Origin of the sequence: Paenibacillus sp. FSL K6-1566, from assembly GCF_038050475.1 — a bacterium.
GTDB classification, from domain to species: domain Bacteria; phylum Bacillota; class Bacilli; order Paenibacillales; family Paenibacillaceae; genus Paenibacillus_AQ; species Paenibacillus_AQ lactis.
The window spans coordinates 1,964,642-1,988,963 of record NZ_JBBOSR010000001.1 but is presented as its reverse complement, the minus strand read 5'-3'; the positions used below and the strand labels follow the sequence as shown (position 1 = coordinate 1,988,963).

The 24,322-nt window shown below is 53.9% G+C and carries 17 protein-coding genes and 1 pseudogene; 5 read left to right on the top strand and 13 right to left on the bottom strand.

The window, feature by feature from the left end:
* Positions 1–222: 222 nt before the first annotated feature.
* The 3 genes from NST08_RS08440 to NST08_RS08430 are packed head-to-tail and all read left to right on the top strand — an operon-like array spanning position 223 to position 3,486.
* On the top strand, positions 223–1,386 hold the full coding sequence (locus tag NST08_RS08440) for a COG1470 family protein (RefSeq protein WP_007129334.1): 1,164 nt from the start codon (positions 223–225) through the stop codon (positions 1,384–1,386).
* Positions 1,387–1,388: 2 nt separating this feature from the next.
* A complete protein-coding gene (locus tag NST08_RS08435) occupies positions 1,389–2,414 on the top strand; it encodes an ABC transporter ATP-binding protein (RefSeq protein ID WP_007129333.1) in 1,026 nt (341 codons plus the stop codon).
* Positions 2,380–3,486 (top strand): ABC transporter permease, encoded by a 1,107-nt coding sequence (locus NST08_RS08430; protein WP_007129332.1) that lies wholly within the window; start codon positions 2,380–2,382, stop codon positions 3,484–3,486. The genes NST08_RS08435 and NST08_RS08430 overlap by 35 nt, the downstream gene beginning before the upstream one ends.
* A 294-nt stretch (positions 3,487–3,780) precedes the next feature.
* Here NST08_RS08430 and NST08_RS08425 read toward each other — a convergent pair whose 3' ends face one another.
* The 11 genes from NST08_RS08425 to NST08_RS08375 all read right to left on the bottom strand — a co-directional run bounded on the left by NST08_RS08425 (position 3,781) and on the right by NST08_RS08375 (position 17,691).
* A complete protein-coding gene (locus NST08_RS08425) occupies positions 3,781–4,740 on the bottom strand; it encodes an ABC transporter substrate-binding protein (RefSeq protein WP_210095235.1) in 960 nt (319 codons plus the stop codon).
* Between the two features lie 69 nt (positions 4,741–4,809).
* The gene (locus NST08_RS08420; RefSeq protein ID WP_210095234.1) at positions 4,810–6,429 is read right to left on the bottom strand and encodes a helix-turn-helix domain-containing protein; all 1,620 of its coding nucleotides are present in this window, start codon (positions 6,427–6,429) and stop codon (positions 4,810–4,812) included.
* A gap of 386 nt (positions 6,430–6,815) precedes the next feature.
* The gene (locus NST08_RS08415) at positions 6,816–7,625 is read right to left on the bottom strand and encodes an alpha/beta hydrolase (RefSeq protein ID WP_210095233.1); all 810 of its coding nucleotides are present in this window, start codon (positions 7,623–7,625) and stop codon (positions 6,816–6,818) included.
* 77 nt (positions 7,626–7,702) lie between these two features.
* The gene (locus tag NST08_RS08410; RefSeq protein ID WP_210095232.1) at positions 7,703–8,038 is read right to left on the bottom strand and encodes a cupin domain-containing protein; all 336 of its coding nucleotides are present in this window, start codon (positions 8,036–8,038) and stop codon (positions 7,703–7,705) included.
* A 369-nt stretch (positions 8,039–8,407) separates the two neighbouring features.
* A complete protein-coding gene (locus NST08_RS08405) occupies positions 8,408–9,676 on the bottom strand; it encodes an MFS transporter (protein ID WP_341341682.1) in 1,269 nt (422 codons plus the stop codon).
* Complete coding sequence (locus NST08_RS08400) at positions 9,669–10,793, bottom strand: hypothetical protein (protein WP_007129326.1); 1,125 nt, start codon at positions 10,791–10,793, stop codon at positions 9,669–9,671. Before NST08_RS08400 ends, NST08_RS08405 begins: the two co-directional genes overlap by 8 nt.
* Before the next feature lie 17 nt (positions 10,794–10,810).
* On the bottom strand, positions 10,811–12,370 hold the full coding sequence (locus tag NST08_RS08395) for a family 43 glycosylhydrolase (protein ID WP_245256101.1): 1,560 nt from the start codon (positions 12,368–12,370) through the stop codon (positions 10,811–10,813).
* A gap of 16 nt (positions 12,371–12,386) precedes the next feature.
* A complete protein-coding gene (locus NST08_RS08390; RefSeq protein ID WP_341034035.1) occupies positions 12,387–13,265 on the bottom strand; it encodes a carbohydrate ABC transporter permease in 879 nt (292 codons plus the stop codon).
* A gap of 20 nt (positions 13,266–13,285) precedes the next feature.
* A complete protein-coding gene (locus tag NST08_RS08385) occupies positions 13,286–14,245 on the bottom strand; it encodes an ABC transporter permease (RefSeq protein WP_007129323.1) in 960 nt (319 codons plus the stop codon).
* Between the two features lie 85 nt (positions 14,246–14,330).
* Positions 14,331–15,863 (bottom strand): extracellular solute-binding protein, encoded by a 1,533-nt coding sequence (locus NST08_RS08380; protein ID WP_341342620.1) that lies wholly within the window; start codon positions 15,861–15,863, stop codon positions 14,331–14,333.
* Positions 15,864–16,179: 316 nt separating this feature from the next.
* Complete coding sequence (locus NST08_RS08375; protein ID WP_341342619.1) at positions 16,180–17,691, bottom strand: extracellular solute-binding protein; 1,512 nt, start codon at positions 17,689–17,691, stop codon at positions 16,180–16,182.
* Between the two features lie 233 nt (positions 17,692–17,924).
* Between NST08_RS08375 and NST08_RS08370 the strand changes: the two are divergent.
* A pseudogene (locus NST08_RS08370) lies at positions 17,925–20,238 on the top strand (helix-turn-helix domain-containing protein).
* 68 nt (positions 20,239–20,306) lie between these two features.
* Here the strand turns inward: NST08_RS08370 and NST08_RS08365 are convergent.
* Positions 20,307–21,353 (bottom strand): pectinesterase family protein, encoded by a 1,047-nt coding sequence (locus tag NST08_RS08365; RefSeq protein ID WP_341341681.1) that lies wholly within the window; start codon positions 21,351–21,353, stop codon positions 20,307–20,309.
* Positions 21,354–21,721: 368 nt separating this feature from the next.
* On the opposite strand from NST08_RS08365, the gene NST08_RS08360 reads away from it, so the two are divergent.
* A complete protein-coding gene (locus tag NST08_RS08360; RefSeq protein WP_341341680.1) occupies positions 21,722–23,296 on the top strand; it encodes an FAD-dependent oxidoreductase in 1,575 nt (524 codons plus the stop codon).
* Between the two features lie 205 nt (positions 23,297–23,501).
* On the opposite strand, the gene lepB is transcribed toward NST08_RS08360, so the two are convergent.
* The gene (gene lepB, locus NST08_RS08355) at positions 23,502–24,161 is read right to left on the bottom strand and encodes a signal peptidase I (protein WP_341341679.1); all 660 of its coding nucleotides are present in this window, start codon (positions 24,159–24,161) and stop codon (positions 23,502–23,504) included.
* Positions 24,162–24,322: the final 161 nt, after the last annotated feature.

Sequence of the window (24,322 nt, the reverse complement as noted above, 5' to 3'; positions counted from 1 at the left end):
AGGCGATTGTCCATGAAGGAACCCGAAGCTGACCATAAACGCGCTATGACAGCTATTTTCGATTCATTATTGTAGCAAAGCGGATTTCGGTTTTGAACGGAGCATTCGCTTTTTAAGCTTCCTTTAATGAATTTTTTATGTGTTTTTAAGCTTCCGCGTAAATCCAATCCCCGCCTTTACTTCGTACTAAGGATGAATGAAATCACTAGGAGGGGTTTTGTCATGAGAATCGCTGGAAAGTCAATAAAATCGTTGAGCTTGCTGCTCCTCATTATGCTGGGCGCAAGCTTGCTGACGGGAGGCAGGCCGGTGTTTGCAGCCGGGGAAGTTACGCTGTATACACCCTATACCTCCATATCCGCTCCGCCGGGAGAGACGATAAATTATCCGGTTGAGGTCAAGAACAATACCGGCGGCGTTGTTACGGCGCCGCTTCAATTAAACAACCTTCCCGACGGCTGGACAGCCAAGCTGAGCGGGGGTGGATGGCAGCTGAAGGAGGTATCGGTCAAGCCGGGAGAAGCTGAATCCGTAACGCTTGAGGTGACCGTTCCGCTCAAGGTGAACAAGGGCTCCTACAGCTTCCAGTTATCGGCCGGCTCCATGGGCAGCCTTCCGCTCACCGTCGATATTACAGAGCAGGGAACGTATCAGACGGAGCTGACCACCGACCAGGCGAATTTGGAAGGCCATGCCGATTCCACCTTCACCTACACAGTGAATCTGCAGAACCGTACGGCCAGTAAACAAAATTACGCGCTGCAAGCCGATGCCCAGGCAGGCTGGGACGTTAAATTCACCTCAGGGGGGAACCAGGTGTCTTCCGTAGAGATCGAACCGGGCGCGAACCAATCGATCACGGTTGATGTCAAACCGCCGGCTGAGGTTACGGAAGGAACCTTCAAGATTCCGATCCGGGCCTCCAACCAATCCACCTCGTCCGAGTTGACGCTGGAAGCCGTCATTACCGGTTCCTATGGGCTTGAGCTGACGACGCCGACCGGCCTCCTGAGCACGAGCGTGAGCGCCGGTGGCAGCAAGACGGTCGAGCTGCAGGTAAAGAATACGGGAACCGCCGATCTGTCGGACATCAATTTGAGCTCCGAAGCACCGGTGGATTGGGAGGTGACCTTCAATCCGAAGACGATCGAGAACCTGCCGGCCGGCCAGTCCACGACCGTGGAGGCGAAGCTGACCGCAAGCGATAAAGCGATCGCCGGCGATTATGTAACCAACATGAAGGCTTCCGCGGCTGAGGCCAGCTCGGATGCCCAATTCCGCGTTTCGGTGAAAGGCTCCATGCTGTGGGGCTGGATCGGCGTCCTGATCATCTTGGCCATTATTGGCGGCATCTACTATCTGATTCGCAAATACGGGAGGAGATAACCGTGACGGAAACGGTCATAGACATTCACGAGCTGACGAAGAGCTACGGCAAGGCGAAAGCCGTCGACCGCCTCTCCCTGCGAATATCGCGCGGCGAAATCTTCGGCCTGCTCGGTCCGAACGGGGCAGGGAAGTCGACCACGATCTTGATGCTGCTCGGACTGAGCGAGCCCGATTCCGGAACGATTAACGTGCTCGGCATGAATCCGACCCGAGAGCCGATTCCGGTTAAGCAGCGGGTCGGCTACCTCCCTGATGACGTCGGTTTCTATGAGGACCGCACGGGACTGGAGAACTTGATGCTTACCGCCAGGCTGAACGGCATCCCGGAGGATGCCGCGCGCGAGAGGGCAAAGCTGCTGCTGGAGCAGGTCGGGCTGGATAACGCCGCCCATAAGAAGACTGGCGCTTATTCCCGAGGCATGCGCCAGCGCCTGGGGCTTGCCGATGTGCTCGTCAAGTCCCCGGAAATCATCATTCTTGACGAGCCGACCTTGGGCATCGACCCGACCGGGATGGAGGAGCTGCTCAGCCTGATTCGCAAGCTAAGCCGTGAGCAGAATCTGACGGTGCTCCTGTCCTCGCATCAGCTCCATCAGGTTCAGCAGATTTGCGACAGAGTCGGCCTGTTCGTCCGGGGACGGCTGCTCGCCGAAGGCGATGTCCCCAGCCTGTCGAGGACGCTGTTCGCCGACGATCCGCTGCTGATTACAGCGGACATCGAAGGTCTATCGCCTGCCCTGGAGGAGAGCATCCGCGGGATTGATGGCGTGCATCGCCTGGAAATCGAGACTGTAGGACAAGGGGCTGCGGGTCAACAGGGCGCCCTGTCCGCGGATGGCCGCTGCAGGCTGCAGATCCGGTGCGATTCTGACTGCAGTCCCGACATTGCGGGCGCCATAGTCGGTTCCGGTGCGCGCCTGTTTGCTTTGCACCGCCAGGAATACGGTCTTGATGAAATTTACCATCGTTATTTTGCAGGAGGTGAGCCTCATGGCAAAGGAGACGACGCCAAACGCAGCGGCTAAACTGAACGGCTACGCCAGCAAAGCGAAGGCATGGCTTCATAGCCGCCGAGACATGCTGAGAAAGCCGGTGCGCGCCTCCGGCGAAGGCGCGGCGCACGGCGGACGCAGATCCCGCTCCATACCCGGTGCCTTCGGCGTCCTTGTACGCAAGGAGGTATCCGACCATATCCGAAGCTGGCGCTTTATTCTGCTTCTGGGCATTATTGCTCTTACCTGCGTAGCCTCTCTATATACGGCGTTGAACAGCATCCGGGATGCCCTCGGTTCGGAGGACGGCGTGCAGGAATTCGTCCTGCTGAAGCTGTTTACCATCTCCGACGGAACCCTGCCGACGTTCATCGGCTTTGTCGGGTTTCTTGGGCCGCTGCTCGGAATCGGCATGGGCTTTGATGCGGTAAACAGCGAGCGGAACAAAGGCACGCTCAGCCGGATCATGGCTCAGCCGATTCACCGTGACGACCTGCTGAACGCTAAATTCGTCGCATCCCTGATCGTCATCAGCATCATGTTCCTGACCCTCGGGTTCCTGACCATGGCGCTGGGAACCCTGATCATCGGCATTCCGCCGACCTTCGAGGAATTTCTGCGAATCATCAGCTTTTTGCTTGTGACGATCTTCTATGTCGGCTTCTGGCTGAACCTGTCCATTATGTTCTCGGTCCGCTTCCGCCAGCCGGCGACATCGGCGCTGTCCTGTATTGCGGTATGGCTGTTCTTCAGCTTTTTCTACGATATGATCCTGCAGCTGATCGCAAAGGGAATCGCGCCGAGCGCCCCTACGACCACGGTTCAGGACGTGCTCAACTACCAAAATCTGATGATGTGGCTGAACCGCATCTCGCCTTACACCCTATTCAATGAAGCGACCACCACGCTGCTTGTCCCGTCGGTCCGAAATCTCGGACCGCTGACGAACGAGCAGGTGATCGGAGCCATCGCGAGCCCCTTGCCATTCGGGCAAAGCTTGCTGCTCGTATGGCCGCAAATTACGGGGCTCACGGCGCTTACCTTGATCTGCTTCGCCCTGTCCTACGTCCTCTTCCTCCGTCAAGAGATTCGAGGACGCTCATAATCGGAAGGCCGGCTAGTCCAAGCCGACCGAGCATGGAGGCCGTAGCCGCAGGCAGCAGGCAAATGGCCGCCGTCTCCTTATGATCAAATAGGAGGAGACGGCACCCCCATCCTCACTGCCTATCATGGGGATCCGCATACGTCGGTTGCATAAGGTTAACTAACCTCCAACTAAAGAGAAAGCAAGCTTTTCAGCCCTTTCGCTTCCAAGCAGGAAGTCGGAAGGGCGTTCTTCATGTTTCGGGACATTTCCGATAGTCCCATGAATATCCAATTGACACTTTGCCGCTATGCATTACTTCCCATTGCCAAGCAGCAGATTCGTCTGAATCTCCAATTGCTTCTCCAGCGAGATGAGATCGCCTGCCGAGAACTGATTGATATCCAATGTAAAAATGCGATTGTTTTTGTAAGCCGGAAGTGACTTCCAAATGGCACTCTCCATAATCTCCTTGGCACGTTCTCCTCCTCCGTCCGCATCGTAAACCGTCACGAACATATAATCCGCGGCCATTTCCGGCAGTGCTTCCAGGGAAATGTCCCGGCCGGCTCCTCCGTTGACGATATGCTCTTTCACGGCTTCCGGCGGCTGATAGCCAAGCCCCGAATAGAGGTTGCGGGTACCTCGCCCAAAGCTCTCACCTACGACCCAAAAATTTTTCGCCCAAATCTCATAGACGCCAACCGTTTCTCCTTCCTTCACAACGCCGGTAAGCTTCGCCCTAGCCTCTTCAAGCTTCTCCTCATAACGCCGAATGGCTTCCTCCGCTTCCTCCGATTTCCCGAGGATTTCTCCGAATTCACGCAGCTCGGCATATATATCTTTAGCTCCCCAGGGAATTACAATCGTTGGTGCGATTTTAGCGAACTCCTCATAGTTTTTATCGGAAGGTCTAATGATGAGATCGGGATCAAGGGATACGATTTTCTCAAGTGCCGCTTTATCGTCACCGATATCCTCGATTCCGTCGGTCAGATCCTGCAAAAAATACTGATTCAGGCTGGCCGTACCTGCGCCTACAGGCTTAACTCCCAAGGTTAGCAGATGGCCGAGATATTGCGTCGCGACAATTCGCTTCGGATCCTTCGGAATCTCGATCTCGCCCATGACCGTTTCATATTTACGTGTTTCCGCTGCTTGAGGGTCGCCATTGGCTTCGACAATTTCGCTTTGCTGCTGCGTGCTTCCGCAGGCTCCCAGCACAATGACCATACTTCCGACCAGAGACAACATCAATCCTTTAAGCAACCGCATCTTTAAACCCTCCACCTTATTGATAATGATTATCATTATTATCATGATAAAGGCAAGGATTGCACGAGTCTATTGCGTTCCGTAAGCGGTTCTATGGACATTTGTTAGAAGTTCCGTGAGTATTGTCAATTGCTGCTCCAAAGCAAGCGGATCATTATATTTAAACAGCTCCAAATCGAGAAAGAACACCCTCCCGTTTCGAACGGCAGGCAATCTTCTCCATTCTTTGCTGTTCATGACTCGTTCCGCATAGCCTGTACCGCCTCCACTCTCCCAGATGGTTACGAACATATAATCGGCGGCATACGCTGCCAGCATGTCCGGCGTTAGCTCCAAGCCGACCCCCTCACCTAATACATGTTCTGCGAGCGGCCCCGGTGGCCGAAACGAAAACGTCCGGTATAAATTGCGCAGTCCTCTGCCGTACGCCATATTAACCGCCCATATCCGATCCGCCCAAAACTCAAACACGGCTGCCGTAACATGTGAACCGATCATTTTGGCTACCTGAGCAGCAGCTAGTTCTTCCTTCTCTCTAAATCCATCAATCCAGCTCTTCGCTTCGCGTTCGCGATTGAGTGCTCTGCCTAATCGAAGCAGTTCGTCCAAGGTATCTTCCCGCCCCCAAGGAAGTAAAATAGTTGGAGCCAGCTGTGATAAGGGCTCGCTGTTCGGTCCGGATGTGACGATCAGATCGGGCTGCAACGATGATATCCTCTGGAGCGATCGAGCATCTCCGACGTCAGCTACATCCCCCAGCCTTCCGGCATAGGGGCGGGCACGCAGCAGATTGGTCGAAGTTCCTGCGGGCGTAAGTCCAAGCGCCAGCAAATGGCCCACATATTGCAGGGCCACGATACGTTTCGGACGCTGAATATAATCGCGAGGAGAGTAACCGAAATATTGCTTGAATTTCCGGCTTAAATATAAGCCGTCCTGATAGCCGATTTCCCTCGCGATTCGATCGAGATTACGATCTTCGCCGTTAAGTAATTCCTCCCTGGCTTTCTCCAGGCGGAGCCGTGTCAGGTACTCCGTGAAACCGGATCCTGTTGCTCTTTTGAACGATACGGAGAAGTGTTCCGGCGTTAGTCCTACCCTCTTTGCCATGTCGTTACGCGTAATCATCTCGGCGAAATGTTTCTCCACATAATCCACCGCAAGTTTCATGCGCTCCAGCCAATCCTGCTCGCGCTCCTCATCGTCGGTTGACTGCAGCAGTGTGCCCATCAGTTGTTTAAATACCGCATCTTTGCGAAGGTTGGCAGCTAGTCTCCCGCTGAGTCCGGGACTTTGCTTGAATTGGTATAGTTCTTGAGCAAGGACAAGAGCCTCGTGAGTAGCGGCGACGGGAAGCTTACCGGTGTCCATCAGTGCAGAGATTCGCTTACTGTATATGATACGGCTTGTTGTCTGCTCCTTGGACTCCCATACATCGTATTGCAATTCATAAAGCTCGAGCGGAACCGACGAGTTTGGCGTCCGGCGTATGTCGGCAATCGTCCCCGGCGGACAATAACAGATCGCCTTCGCTTTCAATCGATGCCTGACTCCATTCAAATACAAATCACCGGAACCTTTACTTACCAATAGCATGGTATGTGCTTCCATGAATCCGCCGGCAGCTTCTTCGGTATGACCAAGCTTAATATAGCGTACTCCAAACAGCGAATATTGCGTTTCTTCCATGCTGAGGGCCCCCCTTCTGACGGTAACAATGTTTTATCCTATTATAGTCGGGGTGATAACCATTCTCAATTACAGTCCGGCATCTGAGTTATGAATTGCTCTTCCTTATTGAAGAATCGAGTAAGAGGGTTGGCTCCCCCCCGTCCTCTCACACCATATGTACATACGGGGCCGCACCACCTCGCGATGGACACCCTTGCCCTTGGCTAACGGTAATGGCGGGCGCTCGCCAGCCCCCGCTCGGGACATTCCCCCAAAAGATGACGCCCATGCTGGGCATACATTCAAAAGCTCACCCGAGCCAAGCAATCGGGTGAGCTTTTTGTTGGATAAAAGTCCGGCCTCTGGCTAAGAAGACAAGCCTAGCAAATAAGCCTTTAGCCGCCTTACCTTCCCGTAACAGCCGCTTGCGCCATGAATCCGATGCTGCGCAGCCAACCCTCGCACAGCTCCGTCCAGCGCGAAGCATCCGGCTCCTCCTCGGCTAATCCGAGGCCATGGCGACCGTGAGGGAAAACGTGCAGCTCAAACGGAATTTGATGCTTGCTTAGGGCCCCGGCATACAACAGGCTGTTCTCCACCGGGACCGCACCGTCATCCGACGTATGCCACAGAAATGCAGGGGGTGTTCCCGGCTTCACTGCGTGCTGCATGGACAGGGTTCGTCTCATCGCTTCGGACGGATGCTCGCCCAGCAGGTTATGTACGGAGCCCTCATGGCTAAACTCGTTAAACGAAATAACCGGGTAGCACAGGATGGACGCATTTGGACGGCTGCTCTGCCGCTCAACGGGATCCAGGGCCTCCGGATCTCCGGAATCGTGGTCATTGCTCGCCCAAGCCGCCAGATGCCCTCCGGCAGAAAACCCCAAAATTCCAATCCGTTCCGGGTCGATGCTCCACTCCTGGGCATGGTGCCTCACCAGCCGGATCGCCCGCTGTGCATCGAGCAGCGGATATGGATGCCGGTATGGAGCAACCCGGTATTGAACGACAAAAGCGGATAAGCCGATCGAATTCAGCCACAAAGCGACAGGCTCCCCTTCATGATCGGCCCGTCCCTGATAGCCTCCGCCCGGCAGGACAATCACGGCTCCTCCAGGATTATTCCTTTCCAGCAAGTATGGCTTCATATAAGGTTCAAACCGTTCCTCTGCCGACTCGTAACCCGGTGTTTCCTCTTCCCACAGCTTCATGATGGATGTCCCCTTTCAGCCTTCCATGTTTGTTATGCAAATCGTTTAACTGCATGCATGCAATGCTTGGACCGACTTCACACCCGAGGAGCTGTTGATTTCCCGAGAAGATCGGTTCGCAGCGGGGTGAACGTGTCTAGCAGCGCCGACGGCTCCAGCGCGATAACGCCATGCTCGACGCCGCCTGGAATAACGATGGTCTCTCCCTGACTGATGATGAAAGACTCCCCGCCGATGCGAAATTCCATCCGTCCTTCCAGACAATAGCTCATCTGCTCATGCGGATGGCTGTGCAGGGCTCCTTCGGCTCCCTTCTCAAAATGAACCTCCATCATCATCAGCTCCTTCCCGGGCTGAAACACTTTCCGTTTCACGCCGGGCTCGGCCTGCTCCCAGCTGCCGATGACTGCCATGGATCATTCCTCCTTTCGGGTCGTGATGGATACAATTTCAATGCGCTGAGGAGATGAGCAGCCTTGTCACCATAAACAACACTAGACTGCACAACATTTATCCGCCATCACGTCTTCCTGTTGTCGAACGCTCGCCGTTTCGGACCGCTCATTTCACTGCATGCAGCATCGTACCTACTTCGGCGGGGAAAGCCTGAATTCCTATGAAGAAAACCAATTTTTACGGATCGGATCCCATCTCGAACGTCCGCTCCTAAGGCCTCTCCTCTTGCCAGTCTCCTGCCCTTATATCCCCTCACTGCCCCGCAGCCGCTGCACCCCCAATCCCCCTCTGAAAACCGAACACTTCAACATCCATCGCCTTGCCCGTCACAGATCTCGATTGCGCTGGCCGGATAGGGTGATCCGCATCGCTGGAAATACCGGCGACGCAAGCCAGCCGATGAGAAGCTGCAGCAGCGCGATAGCCATCAGCATCCAGGCAATCGGGCTGTCCGTCAGGGAACCGGGAATCAGCATGTATATGGCGACTCCGGTTCCGCGTCCGGCGTTGGTGAATATTTCACGCAGCACCACCGACTCCACCTTAAAATGCTCCTTCAGCGGGAGCTCTCCGCTTAGCTTGTAATAATGCGAGGTATAGGCGTTGTTTTGCAGCGGCTTTACGAGCGAGAACACCGCCATGAATAAGATGACCGTCCACAGCTGCACGCCCAAGAACAAGGGGATGACGCCTGCGATGAACCCGATCGCAGCTGCGGCCAGGTATAAATCGTTCCACTCGGCCCTGCCCCATCTGGCGAGCACCAGACCGGACAGCATCGTCACCCCCAGAAAAGCCACGTTCAAATAGTTGACGAAGGATTCTCTAGGAACGGCTTGAAACAGCAGAATCGCCGGAATATAGCCAAGAATGCCCTGCGGAAGGCCGAACAGAAACCAGCCCGCCAGTGACCGGCCGAAATCCGGATATTTGCGCATCATCCTGAAGGCGTATTTGAGGTAATAGGCTTTATGATGGGTCGCTTGCTTCTTCATTCTAAGGCTGTTTACCGATGCATAGACAAACATAGCGAATGCAAGCAAATACACGTAGGTGTACCCCTGCATTCCCCCGGACCATTCCACCAGCGCGCCGGCTGCGGCAGGACCAGCGAGCATGGACAGGTTGGTAATGGTCAGGTTGACCCCGAGGTAGCGGTGGCGGTTGTCATGATCGGTTACATCATTGATCAGCGTAAAATGGCCCAGCCAGTAAAACGCAGTCGATATGCCTTTCAGAAGGGCAAACCCGACATAATAATCCGCCATCCGTTCGACGGCGATCAGAATACCAAGATAGAACAAGGCCGTCAAGCCGATTCCGAGCCGGTATGCCAGCAGCCGATCTTTCAGCTTGGCCAGCTTGCCAATAAATACGGAAGCTACCGGGGCGGCAGCGAGCGTAATCAGATTAAACATGCCGTTTACCCATAGATCATTCGTGAGCCGCCACAAATACAGGTTGACGAGAATCGCGGCAAGGGCATTGCCGAATTGATAAATGCCGTGATTGAATAGAGTAACGCCCGCTTCGCTCGAAAGACGTCTTCTTTCGCTGTCTCGCCGAGCGCTCCCCTGCTGCAGAGTCCTATTCATCCGCGGCAATTTGACGGAGTCGGGGACTGAATTTCGCGGCCTGAAGCCCTGAGGCAGGAAGCCCGCTTAGCTCCCGGAGCGTGTAGCGGATCAGGATGGCCTGGGTTCCCGCATTCATGTCTCCTTCGACCTCCCCCCGGCCGAGGGGGACCGGAGGCGGCATGTCCGGATAGCTCTCCCCCGGCTTGACCTGGGCGACGTTCGGCGCCGGCGGCGAGCGATGCAGCTCTCGAGAGAAGCCGCCGTCCGCACGCTTGAGCCTCGCCATATTCCACAGCGTAATTTCCGCGATTTCGACCATTTCATCCTCAGCAATATCCATGTTCATCGATGACAGAAGACTGATCGGATTCCGGATATAGCACATATCCTCCGCCCTCTCGGTTCTCAGGATTTGCAGAAGCGAGCGGTAAATTTCGGGGACGCGCGGCAGCGGGATCCCAAACCGGTTATAAAACGTCAGCAGCTTAAACGTACCGGATATGCGGACATAGGGGGCGCCTTCGCCCCATAAGCCTGTGTCCGGATCCTGAATTTCGGCAAAATAGGATAACGCCACTTGGAGATACGTCTCCCTCTTCTCCATAGGCATTTGCAGCAGGTATGGCGCCGAGTTGCACAGCCTGTCGCATCCGCGCCAGCTGTTCACCAGACTGATTGAGCGCAGCCAATCGTGATATGCCGCAGGGCTGCGGCAATAATCCGGTGCCGCCTCTTCGGAGCCCCCGGCTCCCGGCAGCGGATATAACGGGGCTGCCCCGAGCTTCCGGAGGGAACCGGCGCTGTAGCCGAGTGCACGTCCCACCATAACCTCATCTCGTCTCATATCCGGATTCGCATCATAGAAATAGCCCGTAACGGGATCCTGCTTCGACTGAAAGAAGCGGATCATGCGCCCCTTCACTTCCTCTGTCAGACCCGCTGCAAGGCCGCAGCGCTCGATAATGCCCAGCGCTTGAGCCGTCGATTCGATATCCGGGGTGAGCCGGGGCGAGTTCCGGGAGCTCCGAGCATAATAGAAGCCGCCCGACTCGGGATCATATTGTCCCTCAAGCCATTCGAAGAAGCCTTCGAAGAGCCCGTCCCCGCTCTCTAAAATGTCCTGTAACCGCTGCATGCCGCCACCTCCTCCCCTCATTGTCCGGCTGTCCATGCTTCTGCTTCATACGAAAAGTTTCGAAAGATTGCCTTGCCGGCCCCGGCGACATCCAGCCCGATGCGCAGGCTTTGGAAGCCGCCGAGCGTATTATGATGCATGCCCGACACTTCTACCGTCTTGTCGTATCGGAACCATTCCGCACCATCAGAGCTAAAGTAGAAAGACACGATATGCTCGTCATTGACGATGCGCAGAAATGCACGTCCTCCTCCGGTCGGGATGACCGCATAGCTCTTGAACGACCGGAAATGCCGAACCCCCTTGGCGCTGATCCCGATGCCCAGATAGGCCGATTCGTTGTAATGTAGCAGCAGCCGGCCCTCGGCATCCCCTTCCACGGCAATTTCCACCTGAGCCGTATACCGCTCATGTCCCGGCATGAAGAAGAGCGGCGACCGTTCCGCTCCCTCAGCCGTTCCTTCTGCCGTCAGGCCATTAGGTCCGGTGTGAAATCTGGACGATGGCGCGCAGCCCTCGCACTGCCAGTGCAGTGCGAGCTCCGCCTCGTTCAGCGAATCGAGAAGCACCTCTTGCGGCGGCGAGTTGACGCCTTTGCCCCTGCCAGCCGCCCAAAACCAGCCGTCAGCGGACCATTCGACGCGCTCCAGCAGGGTCTGGCGGCCCAGCGTATGGTAGCCGTTCCTGTACGCATGATAGACCATCCACCATTCACCGTCCGGCGTATCAATCAAAGAGGCGTGCCCCTTGGACCACCACGGCTCTTCCTTCGACCACGTGCGGATAATTGGATTATAAGGGGAATGCTCCCATGGTCCCCATGGCGTTCTCGATCTCGACGAAACGGCCATATGGCTGGTCGGCGGTCCTGCCGTTCCGCCAACCGCCACCGTCAAGTAATAATAGCCGTTATGGCGGGTCACCTTCGGCCCTTCCAGGCTGTACGCCTCCACCACCCAATCCTGCGGATACCTCCAGCCGTCATACACTTGCTTGACCTCGCCGATGACCGACAGCCCGTCGTCCGACAATGCCGCGAACGCTCCGCCGGACATGTGCAAATACCTTTTGCCGTCCGGTGCCACCGTATGTCCGGGATCGATCCCGCGAATCCCGAGGCTTACCGGCTCGCTCCAAGGCCCGGCCGGGTTAGAGGCGGTAACGACCCAATTGGTTCCGCCTGCAGGATAATAGATATAGAATCTATCATTATGCATCACGAAATCCGGCGCCCATACATCCCCCGCATACCGGGTGAGGGCCGCACCGGCGCGGCGCCAATTCCGCAGATCCCGCGAGTGCCAGATGATGAGCCCCGGCGTCAGCTTATATGATGAATGGGTCATGTAGTAATCATCGCCGACCCGGATGATCGACGGGTCGGCATAGTTGCCCGCGATGATCGGAGCATAAAGCCCGGCATCCGAGTCCTGAAGCACGGCATCCTCGTGAACGGGATCTTGAGGTACAGAGTCCTGGAGCACGGCACCCTGACCGGATGCATCGCCCGGCTCCGAACCAGTCGGCCTGTTAAGGCCATACGTCTCACCGCGTGATTCTGCTTCTGCATGCGTCATGCTTCTACACCTCTTCTTATCCCTTGATGGAACCAAGCAGCGCCCCTTTGGCAAAATGCTTCTGCAGGAACGGATATACGCATAAAATCGGCAGCGTTGCCACAACGATGACCGCCATCTTCACCGTTTGCTCCGGCGGACGAACGATGTCCTCCATGCCGGAGGTGTCCGCGGCCAAGCCGCTGGCCAGGATGACGATTTGCCGCAGGATGACCTGCACCGGCCATTTGGCCGCATCGTTTAAATACAAAATCGCCTGCATATACGTATTCCAATACGTAACGGCATAAAACAACGAGATGGTTGCAATGGCCGGCATCGATAATGGAATGACGATCCGGACCAGAATCCCCCAATCGCCCGCCCCGTCAATCTTCGCGGATTCCTCCAGCCCCTCCGGCAAATTTTGAAAGAAATTCCGCATAATGATCAGGTTAAAGGCATTGATGGCGGACGGGACGATCAGCGCGGCATACGAATCGATCAACCCCATCTCCTTAACGACAAGAAACGTCGGAATCATGCCGCCGCTGAACAGCATCGTGAACAGCACCATGAACATGATGAAGTTGCGGCCGTCCAGATCCTTGCGGGATAAACCGTAAGCCATGAGGCAGGTCAGCAGCATGCTGAACAGCGTGCCGAAGAATGTGACGCCCACGGATACGCCAAGCGATTTGAAGACCGTATTGGTTGAAAAAATATATTTGTAGGCATCAAGCGACCATACGGTTGGAAAAAGGACGAACTGCTTCTGCGCCAGCTCCGTCACCGTCGTGAACGAACCGGCGATGACGTGAAGGAAAGGCAAAATCGTAACCAGCCCGATGATCAGCAGCAGCGTATAGTTGACGAAATCGAAGATACGGCTCGAGATCGTTTTATCTTGGACCATAGCGATCAACCTTTCTCGTATTAGTAGATTCCTTCTTCTCCGGCCTTTTTGGCCAGCCAATTCGCCAGCATGACCAGGATCAGGCCGATCAGCGATTTAAAAAATCCGACCGCCGTGCTGAAGCTGAATTGTCCCTGCTTAAGACCGGCCGTATACACATACGTATCGAATATCTCCGCCACATCCCGATTCATCGAGTTCAGGAGGAGATAGATATGTTCGAACCCAAGCTCCAGTACGTCCCCGATTTTCAGGATCAGCAGGACGACGATCACGCTGCGGATCGAAGGGAGCGTAATATGCCACATTTGCCGGAAACGGCTGGCACCGTCTATCCGGGAAGCCTCGTACAATCCGGGATCGATCGCGGCCATGGCAGCCAGATAGATGATCGTCCCCCATCCGGCCTCCCGCCATATCACCTGGACGATATACATCGGCCTGAACCAATCGCTGCTCATCAAGAAGTTAATTTTGTCGAAGCCGGCCATGACCAGCAGCTCGTTAATGATCCCGCGGTCCATGGACAGCATAACGAACGATATGGATACGATAATGACCCAGGACATGAAATGGGGAATGTAGACCAAGGTTTGGATAAACCGTTTAAACACCTCGCGCCGCACTTCATTCAGCATGAGGGCAAGAATGATCGGCACCGGGAAATAGAACAGCAGGTTCATAAAAAACAGCAGTAACGTATTGCGCAAAATCGTAAAGAACATCGGCTCGGTAAACAGCCGCTCGAAATGCTTGAGCCCGACCCACGGGCTGTCCATCACGCCGAGATAGGCCTGATAATCCTGAAATGCGATAATCAATCCCGACATCGGAATATACTTGAAGATCAAAAAGTATAAAAATCCGGGAACAATCATGAGATAGATCGCCCGGTTCTTCCATATCCTTCTCATTCGTCCGGAATCCGGCTTCGTCTTGGCGCCTTTGCCCATTCCGGCCTGCACGGCGGTTTCGCTCATGACTTCGACTTCCTTTCTGTCCCCGGTTTAACGGGAGACTGCATCATCTGCAGTCTCCCTGCTTCCGGGATGGTGGCATGTTTCGTTATTTGGATGCTTCATACGATGCGTTATATTCGTCGATAATTTGCTGTCCGCCGCTCTTTAGCCAATTATCGATAACGGCCTGGAAGCCCGCTTCATCAATATCACCCAGCATGAATTGGTAAGTTCCGTCTTTAATCATCTCCTGCAGCTGCACGCCCTTCTCATTAAACGTTTTGGAATCCAGCGCAGCTGACGGATCCTCGATCAAGTAATCGTTATTCTCAACGATCAATTCCTCCGATTTCGCCTTGACCGGGAGGATGTGCTTCGCTTCCAGGAAGCCTTCAACCGTTAACGGTCCTCCAACCTGCATCGCCTGGTAAGGCTTGACTTCACGGTCGGTCAGCTTCGTGTCCTCCGAAGGAATGACCTTGCCGTCTTCGATCTTATGATGCTCGCCCTCTATGCCCCAATAGATGAGATTTCCGAGCTCCGTGCTCATCAGCTGATCCATGAATGCAAGCACGTCTTTCAGCTCCTCTTCGGATTTAATCGCGGTTTTCGGGAAGAGGATAACGGAGCCGTATCCCGGAACGGACCAGATGCCGAAGCCGTTAGGACCGCCCTCGATCTTGTTCTGCACGTCCAGCTCGGCATTCGGATTAACCTCCACCACTTTCGGATGCAGGCTGGATACATCGCCCATCGCACCGATGTATACCCCGGCCTTGCCGGTAATCAGCAGATTCTGCTGGTCCGTCTTGCTCGTCACCGGGAAGTCCTGATTGATCAATCCTTCCTGATGAAGCTTCTTGAAAAATTTCATCGTTTCCATATACTCCGGAAACATGAATTCAGGTGCGAGCTTGCCGTCCTTCTCTCCCCAGTTGTTCGGCGTGCCGAACCAGGAGCTGATCGTTTTGAAGGCGCCGTAGATGAGGTCGTTCCGATCCGTCAGCGGAATCGTATCGTCCTTGCCGTTGCCGTCCGGATCATTCTCTTTGAACTGCTTCAGCATATTGTAAAATTCGTCGATCGTCGTTGGTGTCCCGAGCCCGAGCTTATCAGCCCAGTCCTTGCGGTAGATAATGCCCTGCCGGGAGAGCGGAACCTCGCGGTACAGCGCGTATATTTTGCCGTCCACGGCCGTATTCTTCAAGACATCCGGTTTCAGCCTGCTGAGATTCGGGTATTGGTCCAACAGTGGTCCGATTTCCCAGAATTGGCCGTTCCGGATTGCATCCCGCATATTGACGAGGGAAGCCGCATTCTTTAGATAGGTAACCTGAGGCAGCGTTCCTGTCGCCAGAGAAGCATTTACTTTTTCGTCATACGTTCCGTCCGGCACCCACTGGATCTCCAGGTTCGTGTTCGTTTTTTCCTCAATGATTTTTTCAATCTTGTCCGAAGGAACTTCCGGCGTGTGGAGGTTTGCCATGATGGAGATGGATACCGGACCCTTCGCTTGTTCGCCGCCTGCAGGCGCTTCGCCGTTCTGACTGCCCGTTGCTGTTGAGCCGCCGCCGCAGCCTGCCAATACCGATAAAGCGGTTACAATTGCCAGTATGGTACTGGCTTGTTTCTTTTTCATCATTCTGACCTCCATTTTTAAAATTTCAATTGGGGCTGGCATGAACAGCTTAACGGAGGGATGGCGGGTACGCATATAATCCCGGGATTGGGTGTGCGGCTCTCACGGCTGGGACGGTGCTTCAGAATCGTCATCAAATCTAATGATTATGCTGTCAACGCCTGCATCGATTGAGACGGAGCGAATGCCCGAAGAGCAAGGCTATGCAAGGGGCTCACAGGTAAGCAGTGATTACTTCCGCATTTGCACATCATGTCTGGACGCTCCTACTAGAAAAACGCAAAAAAAAACGCCAGGGAATCTACTCTCCCTAGCGCTAATTCTCCTGATTATATCGCGGAATCGAGTTATACAGCGAAGTCGAGCTCCGGTACGATTCGTTAAACTCCTTGATGATCTGCGCCCCTCCCTCTTCCAGCCAGCGCTCGACCTGCGCTTCATACCCCGCCTCATCAATCATCCCAAGAATGAATTGATAGGTCGCATCACGCATGTTCTCTTCCAGCCTAACCCCGATCTCATTATATCGGGCGGATTCGAGCGGAACGGTCGGATCGTTGATTAGGAAGTTCTCATTGTCGAGAATGAGGCGCTCCGCCTTGTCTTTAGCCTCGTTCCTGGTTACCGGTTGAAGCATGCCGTCGATGGTGCTTGGTCCCCCGATCATGAGCGCTTGATACGGCTTTACGTCCTTTTCCCTTAGATTGTACGAATCCACGGCCATGGCTTTACCGTCCTTAACCGTATAATGCTCGCCTTCGATTCCCCAATACATGTAATTGGCCAGCTCGGCGCTCATTAATTCATTGTAGAAGGCCAGCACTTCCTTCATTTCCGTCTCGGTCGGAATCGCGGACTTGGGAAACAGGACAACCGTGCCGTATCCCTGCGTAGCCCAAACACCATACCCGTTCGGCCCCCGCACCCGGTTATGGACATCCAGCACCGCGTCCGGGTCATTGGCCTTCAGCTTCGCTTCCAGAGACAGCACGTCGCTCATCGCCCCTACATACACGCCCGCCTTACCGGTAATGAAGAGCTCCTGCTGGTCCTTCTTGCTCGTTATCGGAAAATCGCGATTGATCAGCCCCTCTTTATGCAGCTTACGGAAAAACTTCATCGTCTCCATATATTTCGGGAAACGGAATTCAGGCTGCAGGGAATCCTGATACCAGCCCCAATTGTTCGGCGTTCCAAAATAAGAGCTGATGGTCTTGAATGCACCGTAAATCAGGTCATTGCGGTCCGTGAGCCCGATCGTATCATCGAGCCCGTTGCCGTCCGGGTCGTCAAATGTAAACCTTTTCAACATCTCGTACAGCTCTTCCAGTGAATCCGGCGCGGAGAGCCCCAGTCGGTCCGCCCAGTCCTTCCGATAAATGATCCCCTGCCTTGACAGTGCGCGTTCTTGATAGAGGCTGTATAATTTGCCGTCAATCGATGTGTTCTTGAGCACCTCCGGCTTCAATGCGCTCAAATTCGGATAGCTGTCCAGATAAGGCCCAATCTCCCAAAACAAACCGCTGCGGATCTCATCCTTAAAATAGGACAAAGAGGCCGCATTCTTCAAATACAGCACCTTCGGCAATGTCCCTGTCGCAATCGAGGCATACACTTTTTCATCATAGCTGCCGTCCGGTACCCATTGAATGCTCAGCTGCGTCCCCGTCTTCTCCTCGATGATCTTCTCGATCGTATCCGATGGAACTTCAGCCGTATGCAGATTGGCCATAATCGAAATATGGGGCTGCTGGTTCTCCGAAGCATTGGTCGACCCGCTTGTCCAAACCCTTGATATGCCGACGCAGGCAGCCATCAGTGCCAGCATGATCAGGGGAAGCAAAACATAACGCTTGGTACGGATACTCACAGCACGACAACCTCCGTTTCCCGACTTCCTTATAGACAGATTACCGAATCCGATTCTTTTATGCAGTCGTATTCAGACGTGAAGCTTCCAATATCAAATGCAAGGATTATTCCCTAGGAAATGATTATTGAACGCAATCCATAGAACCCATACAATGATTATACACTTTGTTAAACAGGAGAGTGTACCTATTGCATCCAAAAAATAGTCTTTATTCTAAAATGGTCCTGTTCGGCTGCATCATCAGTATCATTCCGCTCCTGGCCCTTGGGTTCTTCTCGTTTATGAAATCGTCCGGATCGGTACAGAATCATGTCAATACGAGCAATATCCAGCTCATGAATCAGACGAACAGCAATCTGGAACAGGTGCTGAGGACCGTGGACTATACCCTGAATTACGTCATCAACTCCAATATTTTGCAGGGTGCCCTTTACCGTCCCCTGTCCTATTACGACTTTCAGCTGTATAACAAGCTAAAGGAAGAGCTCAGCCTCCTCCAATCCCCGGAGACGAGAGTCACCGATGTCATCCTGGCTAATACGACCACGAACTGGCTGATCAATAACCGGGGAATGTACGAATTTAATGAATACGCTTCCAAAGATACGCTGCTGTCTCTCATGGATATGCAGGGCAGCTCCAACTGGGTCATGCTGGACACCGAATCGCTCGGCTCAAGCGATACCCTCAGCTATGCCTGCCCGTACACGATTGCTCTCGTCAAAAAAATGCCCATGTCTACCTCGTCCGCCCGGGGAATCGCCCTAGCCACAATCCCGAGTTGCAGTCTTGCCGCTATGATGGACAGCCCCTCTCCTTCCAGAGAGGTCATGGTGCTTGATCACAACTACCGAATCGTCGTGCATCCCGATCAGGGAAAGGTCGGCCAATCCTTGACCGAGACCGGATATAACAAGGATGAGCTTGATCGCTTCGACAGCAAAAGCGGGCAATTCGAGACCCGAATTGATAACAAGCCGATCTCCGTTACCTATGTGAAATCGGATTTCAACGGCTGGCTGTACGCTTCTTTTACCGAAATGTCGGCGGTGACCAAGGAATCCCGCTCCATCGGCTGGTTCACGCTGTATATTTGCCTGCTGATGATCGGGCTCAGCATTCTGCTGGTGTGGCTCGGTACCCGCAGAGTATACTCGCCGATCCGCCGCATCCTGCAGGGCATCGCCGAGCGCCTCCCGGATCTCCAGGCTAATAAAAAGAACGAGCTGCAAATTATCGATGAGCATATCCGGGATATTCAATTCGAACACCCAGCTTCGGAACGAGCTGCGCCAGAACAGCCGGCAGGTGCGAACCTTCTTTCTGCACAAGCTGTTTCTCGGCAGAATCAGCCCGCCTGAAGCAGAGGAGCAGATCGCGCTGTTCGGCTTCCAGGAGCAGGTGGCGCAGTGGGAGCATCTCGCGGTCTTCACGCTCCAGATCGATACGCTCGACGATACCCGGTACGAGCGCAAGGATTCGGATTTGCTTCTGTTTGCCATCAATAACATGATGGAAGAGATGATTCCATCGATGTTTCGGTTTCCGCCTGTCATTATTGACCAGACCCAGGTGACGCTGATCGGGCGGGGCGGAATCCCGCTGGAGGAATTCAACGATTATATCTACAAGCTGTCGGAGGAGATTCAGAGGACGACCCGCAGCTTCCTCGATCTGGAGGTCAGCATCGGCATCAGCCTTCCGTATAAGACGTTGACGAAGACGTCCCGCGCTTACCAGGAAGGAATGGAAGCCTTAAAGCACCGGATCAAGCTCGGTACCGGCGTCATCATCCCTTATTTCAGCGTGAATTCAGGCAAGCATACCCGGGTCTATTTCTATCCGATGCAGGTGGAGAACGAGCTGATCGACGCGATCAAGCTGGCGGAGGAAGAGCGTGCGCTTGAGCTCCTCAAGCAGTGGCTCGCCGAGGTATTTCAGAAGGACCGCACGCCGCACGAGTACCAAATCTCATTGATCCGCCTGCTGAATGACCTGATGATCGTGATGCAGGAGAACGGCATCGTGCTGGAGCAGCCCGACTTTGGTAACAGCTCCCTGGTTGAGGAGCTGCTGTCGCTGTATACCGGTCCGGAAATCGAAGGCTGGTTCAAGACCCGCGTCATTCGCCCGATGGTGAAGGTGTTCCGGGACCGTCAAGATTCCCAGTATCAAAATCTGTCCGAGCAGATCATCGAGATCATCCGCAATGAATTCGACCGCAACATTACGCTGGAGGAATGCGCCTCCCGCTTGCATTACAACAATTTTTACTTAAGCAGCGTGTTCAAGAAAGAAACGAATATGTCGTTTAGCGAATATCTGTCGCAGTACCGGTTCAAGATGTCCAAGAAATGGCTGGTGGAGACCGACATGCCGATCAAGGACATCGCTGAAAAGCTCAGCTACAACAATTCGCAGAACTTTATCCGCTCCTTCCGCAAGCTGGAAGGGATGACCCCTGGTCAATACCGGGCCAAATATAAGGGAAGTGAGGGATGAACGGAACAGCCTTCGGGCTGGCTTCATCCCTGCTTCTTTATTCCAGCTTCTTCCCTTCGATCCCGGTCTTACGAGCCTGAAAACGGACTCCAAGGAACCTCCCCTTCGAAGATGCAGCCAAGCGAATATTGATCGGCTTGTTCATCCGTCAGCGTGCCGGACCAGGATACCCGGTGCTGCCGATCTGCTCCGGGACCGGCGCAACGGTATTCCACATAGGTCACGGTTGCTTCGCTCTCCGGCTTGTCCCAGTTGTCCCAGCCTTCGGCTCGAATATGCGCTCCCATCCAGCAATCGATCCATGCCACCTTTGCGTGGTTACGCCATGGCCGGCCTAAATACACGGAGCCCTCGGGCGCATCGCCCGTCAGCCTGCAGCGGACAAACACATAGCCGTACGGGCTGCTTTCCGGCGTGGACGCGGCCGTAATCCAGCCGTTAATCTCCCGATGCCGCTCTACATGAGGAAGGTTTTCCGCGGTCAGACGGTTTCGGGAGAAGATTTCGCAGTCCGTAAAAACGGCTGTCGCCGAACCGAAGATAAAATCGACGTCCCCCTCGATATAACAGCTGTCGTACCACTGGCGTCCGGCTATCTTATGCAGGCCGTCCCGGGGTCCTCCAAAGCTGCCCCGCTTCAGCGGTTTATCCGGCAGCGGACCGGTGAACAGCGTATCCTGATGCCCGATAAAGCGGCAATTTCGGAAGCAGATGCGGTCGCCGTCCACATAGGCGGCCAGCGCCTGTCCGACAAGCTCCCCCCGGCCGGCATCATTTCTTATCGTCAGGTTCTCGACCGTCAAATCGTCCGCACCAAACAAAGCGGTGTAAGAGTTAAAAGTATGGTACGGACTGCCGTCGGGGAACGTTTTTCTGGCGTAGTCGTCATATGCAATGATGGTTCCTTCGGCACTTTCCCCAACGAGATGAAGAAAGGGCTTCTCAATATGGAGCTTCTCGTTATATACGCCATCGCGGATATGGATGACGGTTCGTTGCTCAGCCGTTCCGCCCGGCGCATGGTCCACCGCTTCCTGAATGCTGCGATAATCCCCGCTTCCATCGAGCGCTACCGTAATCAGGCGCTGCTTCTCTTGTTCCGGCAATATCCTCATGCTCTTGCCCTCCCCTGACATATTCACTCACCGTATCCCTCCGTCGCAAACCGTTATTCCCTTCCCTGTATGGTTTCTCGGGGGAAAATCTCGATATCGTTATCATCGATATTCTAATTATTTCGATATCCATATCATAGTAGAGATTCGTGCATTCCGCATACAATCCCTGGATAAGCCCATGTCCTGACACTCAAATGAACCCCTGTGCCGCGGAGCCCAAATCTAATGATTATTCCTAAAAACACATCAGATTACCAAAAAAGGTCACCTCCGTCCGGTACTTTTCAGCCGCCTGTGCTTCTACAATGAAAATAGTATTCTTTAAAAGCTGGACGATGTCCATCCAACCAAAGGAGATCTATGCCATGAACCGAGAAATGCAGGCCGATATCGTTATTCTCGGGGGCGGAACAGGCGGTACAGCCGCCGCCCTCGCCGCTGCCAAATCCGGAAAAACCGTCATCATGACCGAGGAAACCACTTGGATCGGCGGGCAGCTGACTAGCCAGGCCGTCCCCCCGGACGAACATCCGTGGATCGAGTCATTCGGATGCACCCGAAGCTATAGACAGTTTCGTGAGGGTGTCCGGCAGTACTACCGGGATCATTTCCCTATGACCCCCAAGGCAAGGGCAACGGTGAATCTCAATCCGGGCAGCGGCATCGTCAGCCGGCTGTGCCACGAGCCCCGGACCGCCCTGGCCGTGCTGCACCAAATGCTGGCGCCTTACGTTCACAGCGGCAAAATAAAGATTCTGTACAAATCGGTAGTCGAACAGGCGGAGGTTGACGGCGACCAGGTGAAGAGCGTAACGGTCAAGCTGCTTGAGACCGGAGATCGCATCATCCTTCAAGCCCCTTATTTCATCGATGCAACAGAGCTCGGGGACCTGCTTCCGCTAGCCGGAATCGAGTATGTGACCGGAGCCGAATCCGTGGAGCAAACCGGCGAGCCCCATGCGGTGAGCGGAGAACCGCTGCCGCAGGATATGCAAGGCTTCACCTATTGCTTTGCCGTGGATTACTTGGAGGGTGAAGACCACACGATCGATAAACCGCAAATGTATGATTTCTGGCGCCAGTACAAGCCGGATTTCTGGCCGGACCGCCTGCTCAGCCTGACGGCAGTAAAGCCCTCCACGAACGAGCCGTTCGATTATGAAATATTTCCTGGCCACGGCAAGTTCCCGCTGTATCAATACCGTCAGATCCTGGATCCGAGGCACTTTGCGGAAGGAACCTTCGACACCTCGGTATCGCTTGTCAACTGGCCGCAGAATGACTACTGGCTTGGTTCCATTATCGATGTTCCCGAAGAAGAGGCTGCGCGCCATCTGAACGAAGCAAAGCAGCTGAGTCTGTCCCTTCTGTACTGGCTTCAGACGGAGGCACCGCGTCCGGACGGAGGTCAAGGCTATCCCGGGCTGCGTCTACGTCCGGATGTTGTCGGAACGGAGGATGGCATGGCGATGTATCCGTATATCCGGGAATCCAGACGCATTCAGGCTGAATTTACCGTCCTGGAGCAGCATGTGGCCACCGATTCCAGGCCAAGCGGAACGGCGGAAGAGTTCTATGATTCCATTGGCATCGGCTGCTACCGGATTGACCTTCATCCAAGCACGGGCAATCGCCCGTATATCGACATCTCGTCCTTACCGTTTCAAATTCCGCTCGGCAGCCTGATCCCGAAACGGGTAACCAATGTGCTAGCCGCCAGCAAGAACATCGGCGTCACCCACATCACGAACGGGTGCTACCGCCTTCATCCTGTGGAATGGAACATCGGCGAAGCTGCCGGCTACTGCGTCAGCTATTGCCTGGATCACGGCATCCTCCCTACGAACGTACGCAACAACGAGGAAACGCTGGCCGACTTCCAGCAAAGGCTCACGAGTGAAGGAATCGAGCTGAAATGGCCGGCGCTGCGCCCGGTATAAGGTATTCTGTAGTGAAAATACAGGAATCCAAGCTGCACAGATTTGAATAGACAGTTGCCGGTTATGAACCGGCGACTGGTTGTTTAGTCCTTTGAATGCGAATTGAGTTGATGTGGAGTTTTCAGCGTAAACAAAAACGGCAAACTAAGATACGACGTAGAGTCTTAGTCTGCCGCTTTTTTCATGGATTAACGTTTCTCTTTGCTTACGGGCTGCCGACTACCCCCGCCACTTTCCCCTCAATTTTGTCTGTGGGTAATGGCCCGAACAATCTGCTATCATTACTGCGGGACCAATCATCTCCTACAAGATAAACATGGTCTTCGGGGATCTCGATTTCCTCCATGCTCATTTGTTGAAAATATTCCACATTGTTTTCAATGTTTTTTCGTATATGAGTTTCTATGTTATCGCGCTCTAAAGCTTTTTTCAAACTTTCGAGATCATCCCCCAGTCGATGTGCCCTTCCGTAAAAAGCATCCAGCAATTTGTCGTTAATATAGATCTGTCCTTTTTCAATCTTTACTTTTTCGCCGGGCAGCCCGATAACTCTGGAAATGCTGTACTCACCAAGATTCTTTTTAGTCTCAGGATTCCTGAAGTATACGATATCACCACGGCTAATCGAGTGATCATTGTAATACTTCAAATCAATCACAACCTGTCCTTCTAAATCATGATTCCCACGATCCATGTTGTCATAGTTATGATTATAGATGATCTGCCCGGAATCCAACTCATGATTGGTTAATGTAATAATCGTTGGTTTGGTTATGGAATCCGTGATGATTTTACTTGTTTCATCTGGACTGCAGCCTGCAAATATTAGTACAAATACAAAAAGGACAATGACGACTCTCATCATCTTCCCCCCTTCGACTTCTTACCCTTTATAACGAAATCTCAAGGGTAATTGTTCCCGACATATTCAGGATTGGTTGAACTTTTCCACCCGTTAGCTTAATGACCACCATAATGGTTTGTAAAATTTCCGAATAGCGTTTGCCGGATCGGAGGCGGCCGGAG

What these genes read in the sequence shown, in the direction of transcription:
- NST08_RS08440 (WP_007129334.1), top strand. Translation starts at nt 223, where the DNA reads ATGAGAATCGCTGGAAAGTCAATAAAATCGTTGAGCTTGCTGCTCCTC.
- NST08_RS08430 (WP_007129332.1), top strand. Translation starts at nt 2,380, where the DNA reads ATGGCAAAGGAGACGACGCCAAACGCAGCGGCTAAACTGAACGGCTAC.
- NST08_RS08425 (WP_210095235.1), bottom strand. Translation starts at nt 4,740, where the DNA reads ATGCGGTTGCTTAAAGGATTGATGTTGTCTCTGGTCGGAAGTATGGTC.
- NST08_RS08420 (WP_210095234.1), bottom strand. Translation starts at nt 6,429, where the DNA reads ATGGAAGAAACGCAATATTCGCTGTTTGGAGTACGCTATATTAAGCTT.
- NST08_RS08415 (WP_210095233.1), bottom strand. Translation starts at nt 7,625, where the DNA reads ATGAAGCTGTGGGAAGAGGAAACACCGGGTTACGAGTCGGCAGAGGAA.
- NST08_RS08410 (WP_210095232.1), bottom strand. Translation starts at nt 8,038, where the DNA reads ATGGCAGTCATCGGCAGCTGGGAGCAGGCCGAGCCCGGCGTGAAACGG.
- NST08_RS08405 (WP_341341682.1), bottom strand. Translation starts at nt 9,676, where the DNA reads ATGAATAGGACTCTGCAGCAGGGGAGCGCTCGGCGAGACAGCGAAAGA.
- NST08_RS08400 (WP_007129326.1), bottom strand. Translation starts at nt 10,793, where the DNA reads ATGCAGCGGTTACAGGACATTTTAGAGAGCGGGGACGGGCTCTTCGAA.
- NST08_RS08395 (WP_245256101.1), bottom strand. Translation starts at nt 12,370, where the DNA reads ATGACGCATGCAGAAGCAGAATCACGCGGTGAGACGTATGGCCTTAAC.
- NST08_RS08390 (WP_341034035.1), bottom strand. Translation starts at nt 13,265, where the DNA reads ATGGTCCAAGATAAAACGATCTCGAGCCGTATCTTCGATTTCGTCAAC.
- NST08_RS08385 (WP_007129323.1), bottom strand. Translation starts at nt 14,245, where the DNA reads ATGAGCGAAACCGCCGTGCAGGCCGGAATGGGCAAAGGCGCCAAGACG.
- NST08_RS08380 (WP_341342620.1), bottom strand. Translation starts at nt 15,863, where the DNA reads ATGAAAAAGAAACAAGCCAGTACCATACTGGCAATTGTAACCGCTTTA.
- NST08_RS08375 (WP_341342619.1), bottom strand. Translation starts at nt 17,691, where the DNA reads ATGCTGGCACTGATGGCTGCCTGCGTCGGCATATCAAGGGTTTGGACA.
- NST08_RS08365 (WP_341341681.1), bottom strand. Translation starts at nt 21,353, where the DNA reads ATGAGGATATTGCCGGAACAAGAGAAGCAGCGCCTGATTACGGTAGCG.
- NST08_RS08360 (WP_341341680.1), top strand. Translation starts at nt 21,722, where the DNA reads ATGAACCGAGAAATGCAGGCCGATATCGTTATTCTCGGGGGCGGAACA.
- lepB (WP_341341679.1), bottom strand. Translation starts at nt 24,161, where the DNA reads ATGATGAGAGTCGTCATTGTCCTTTTTGTATTTGTACTAATATTTGCA.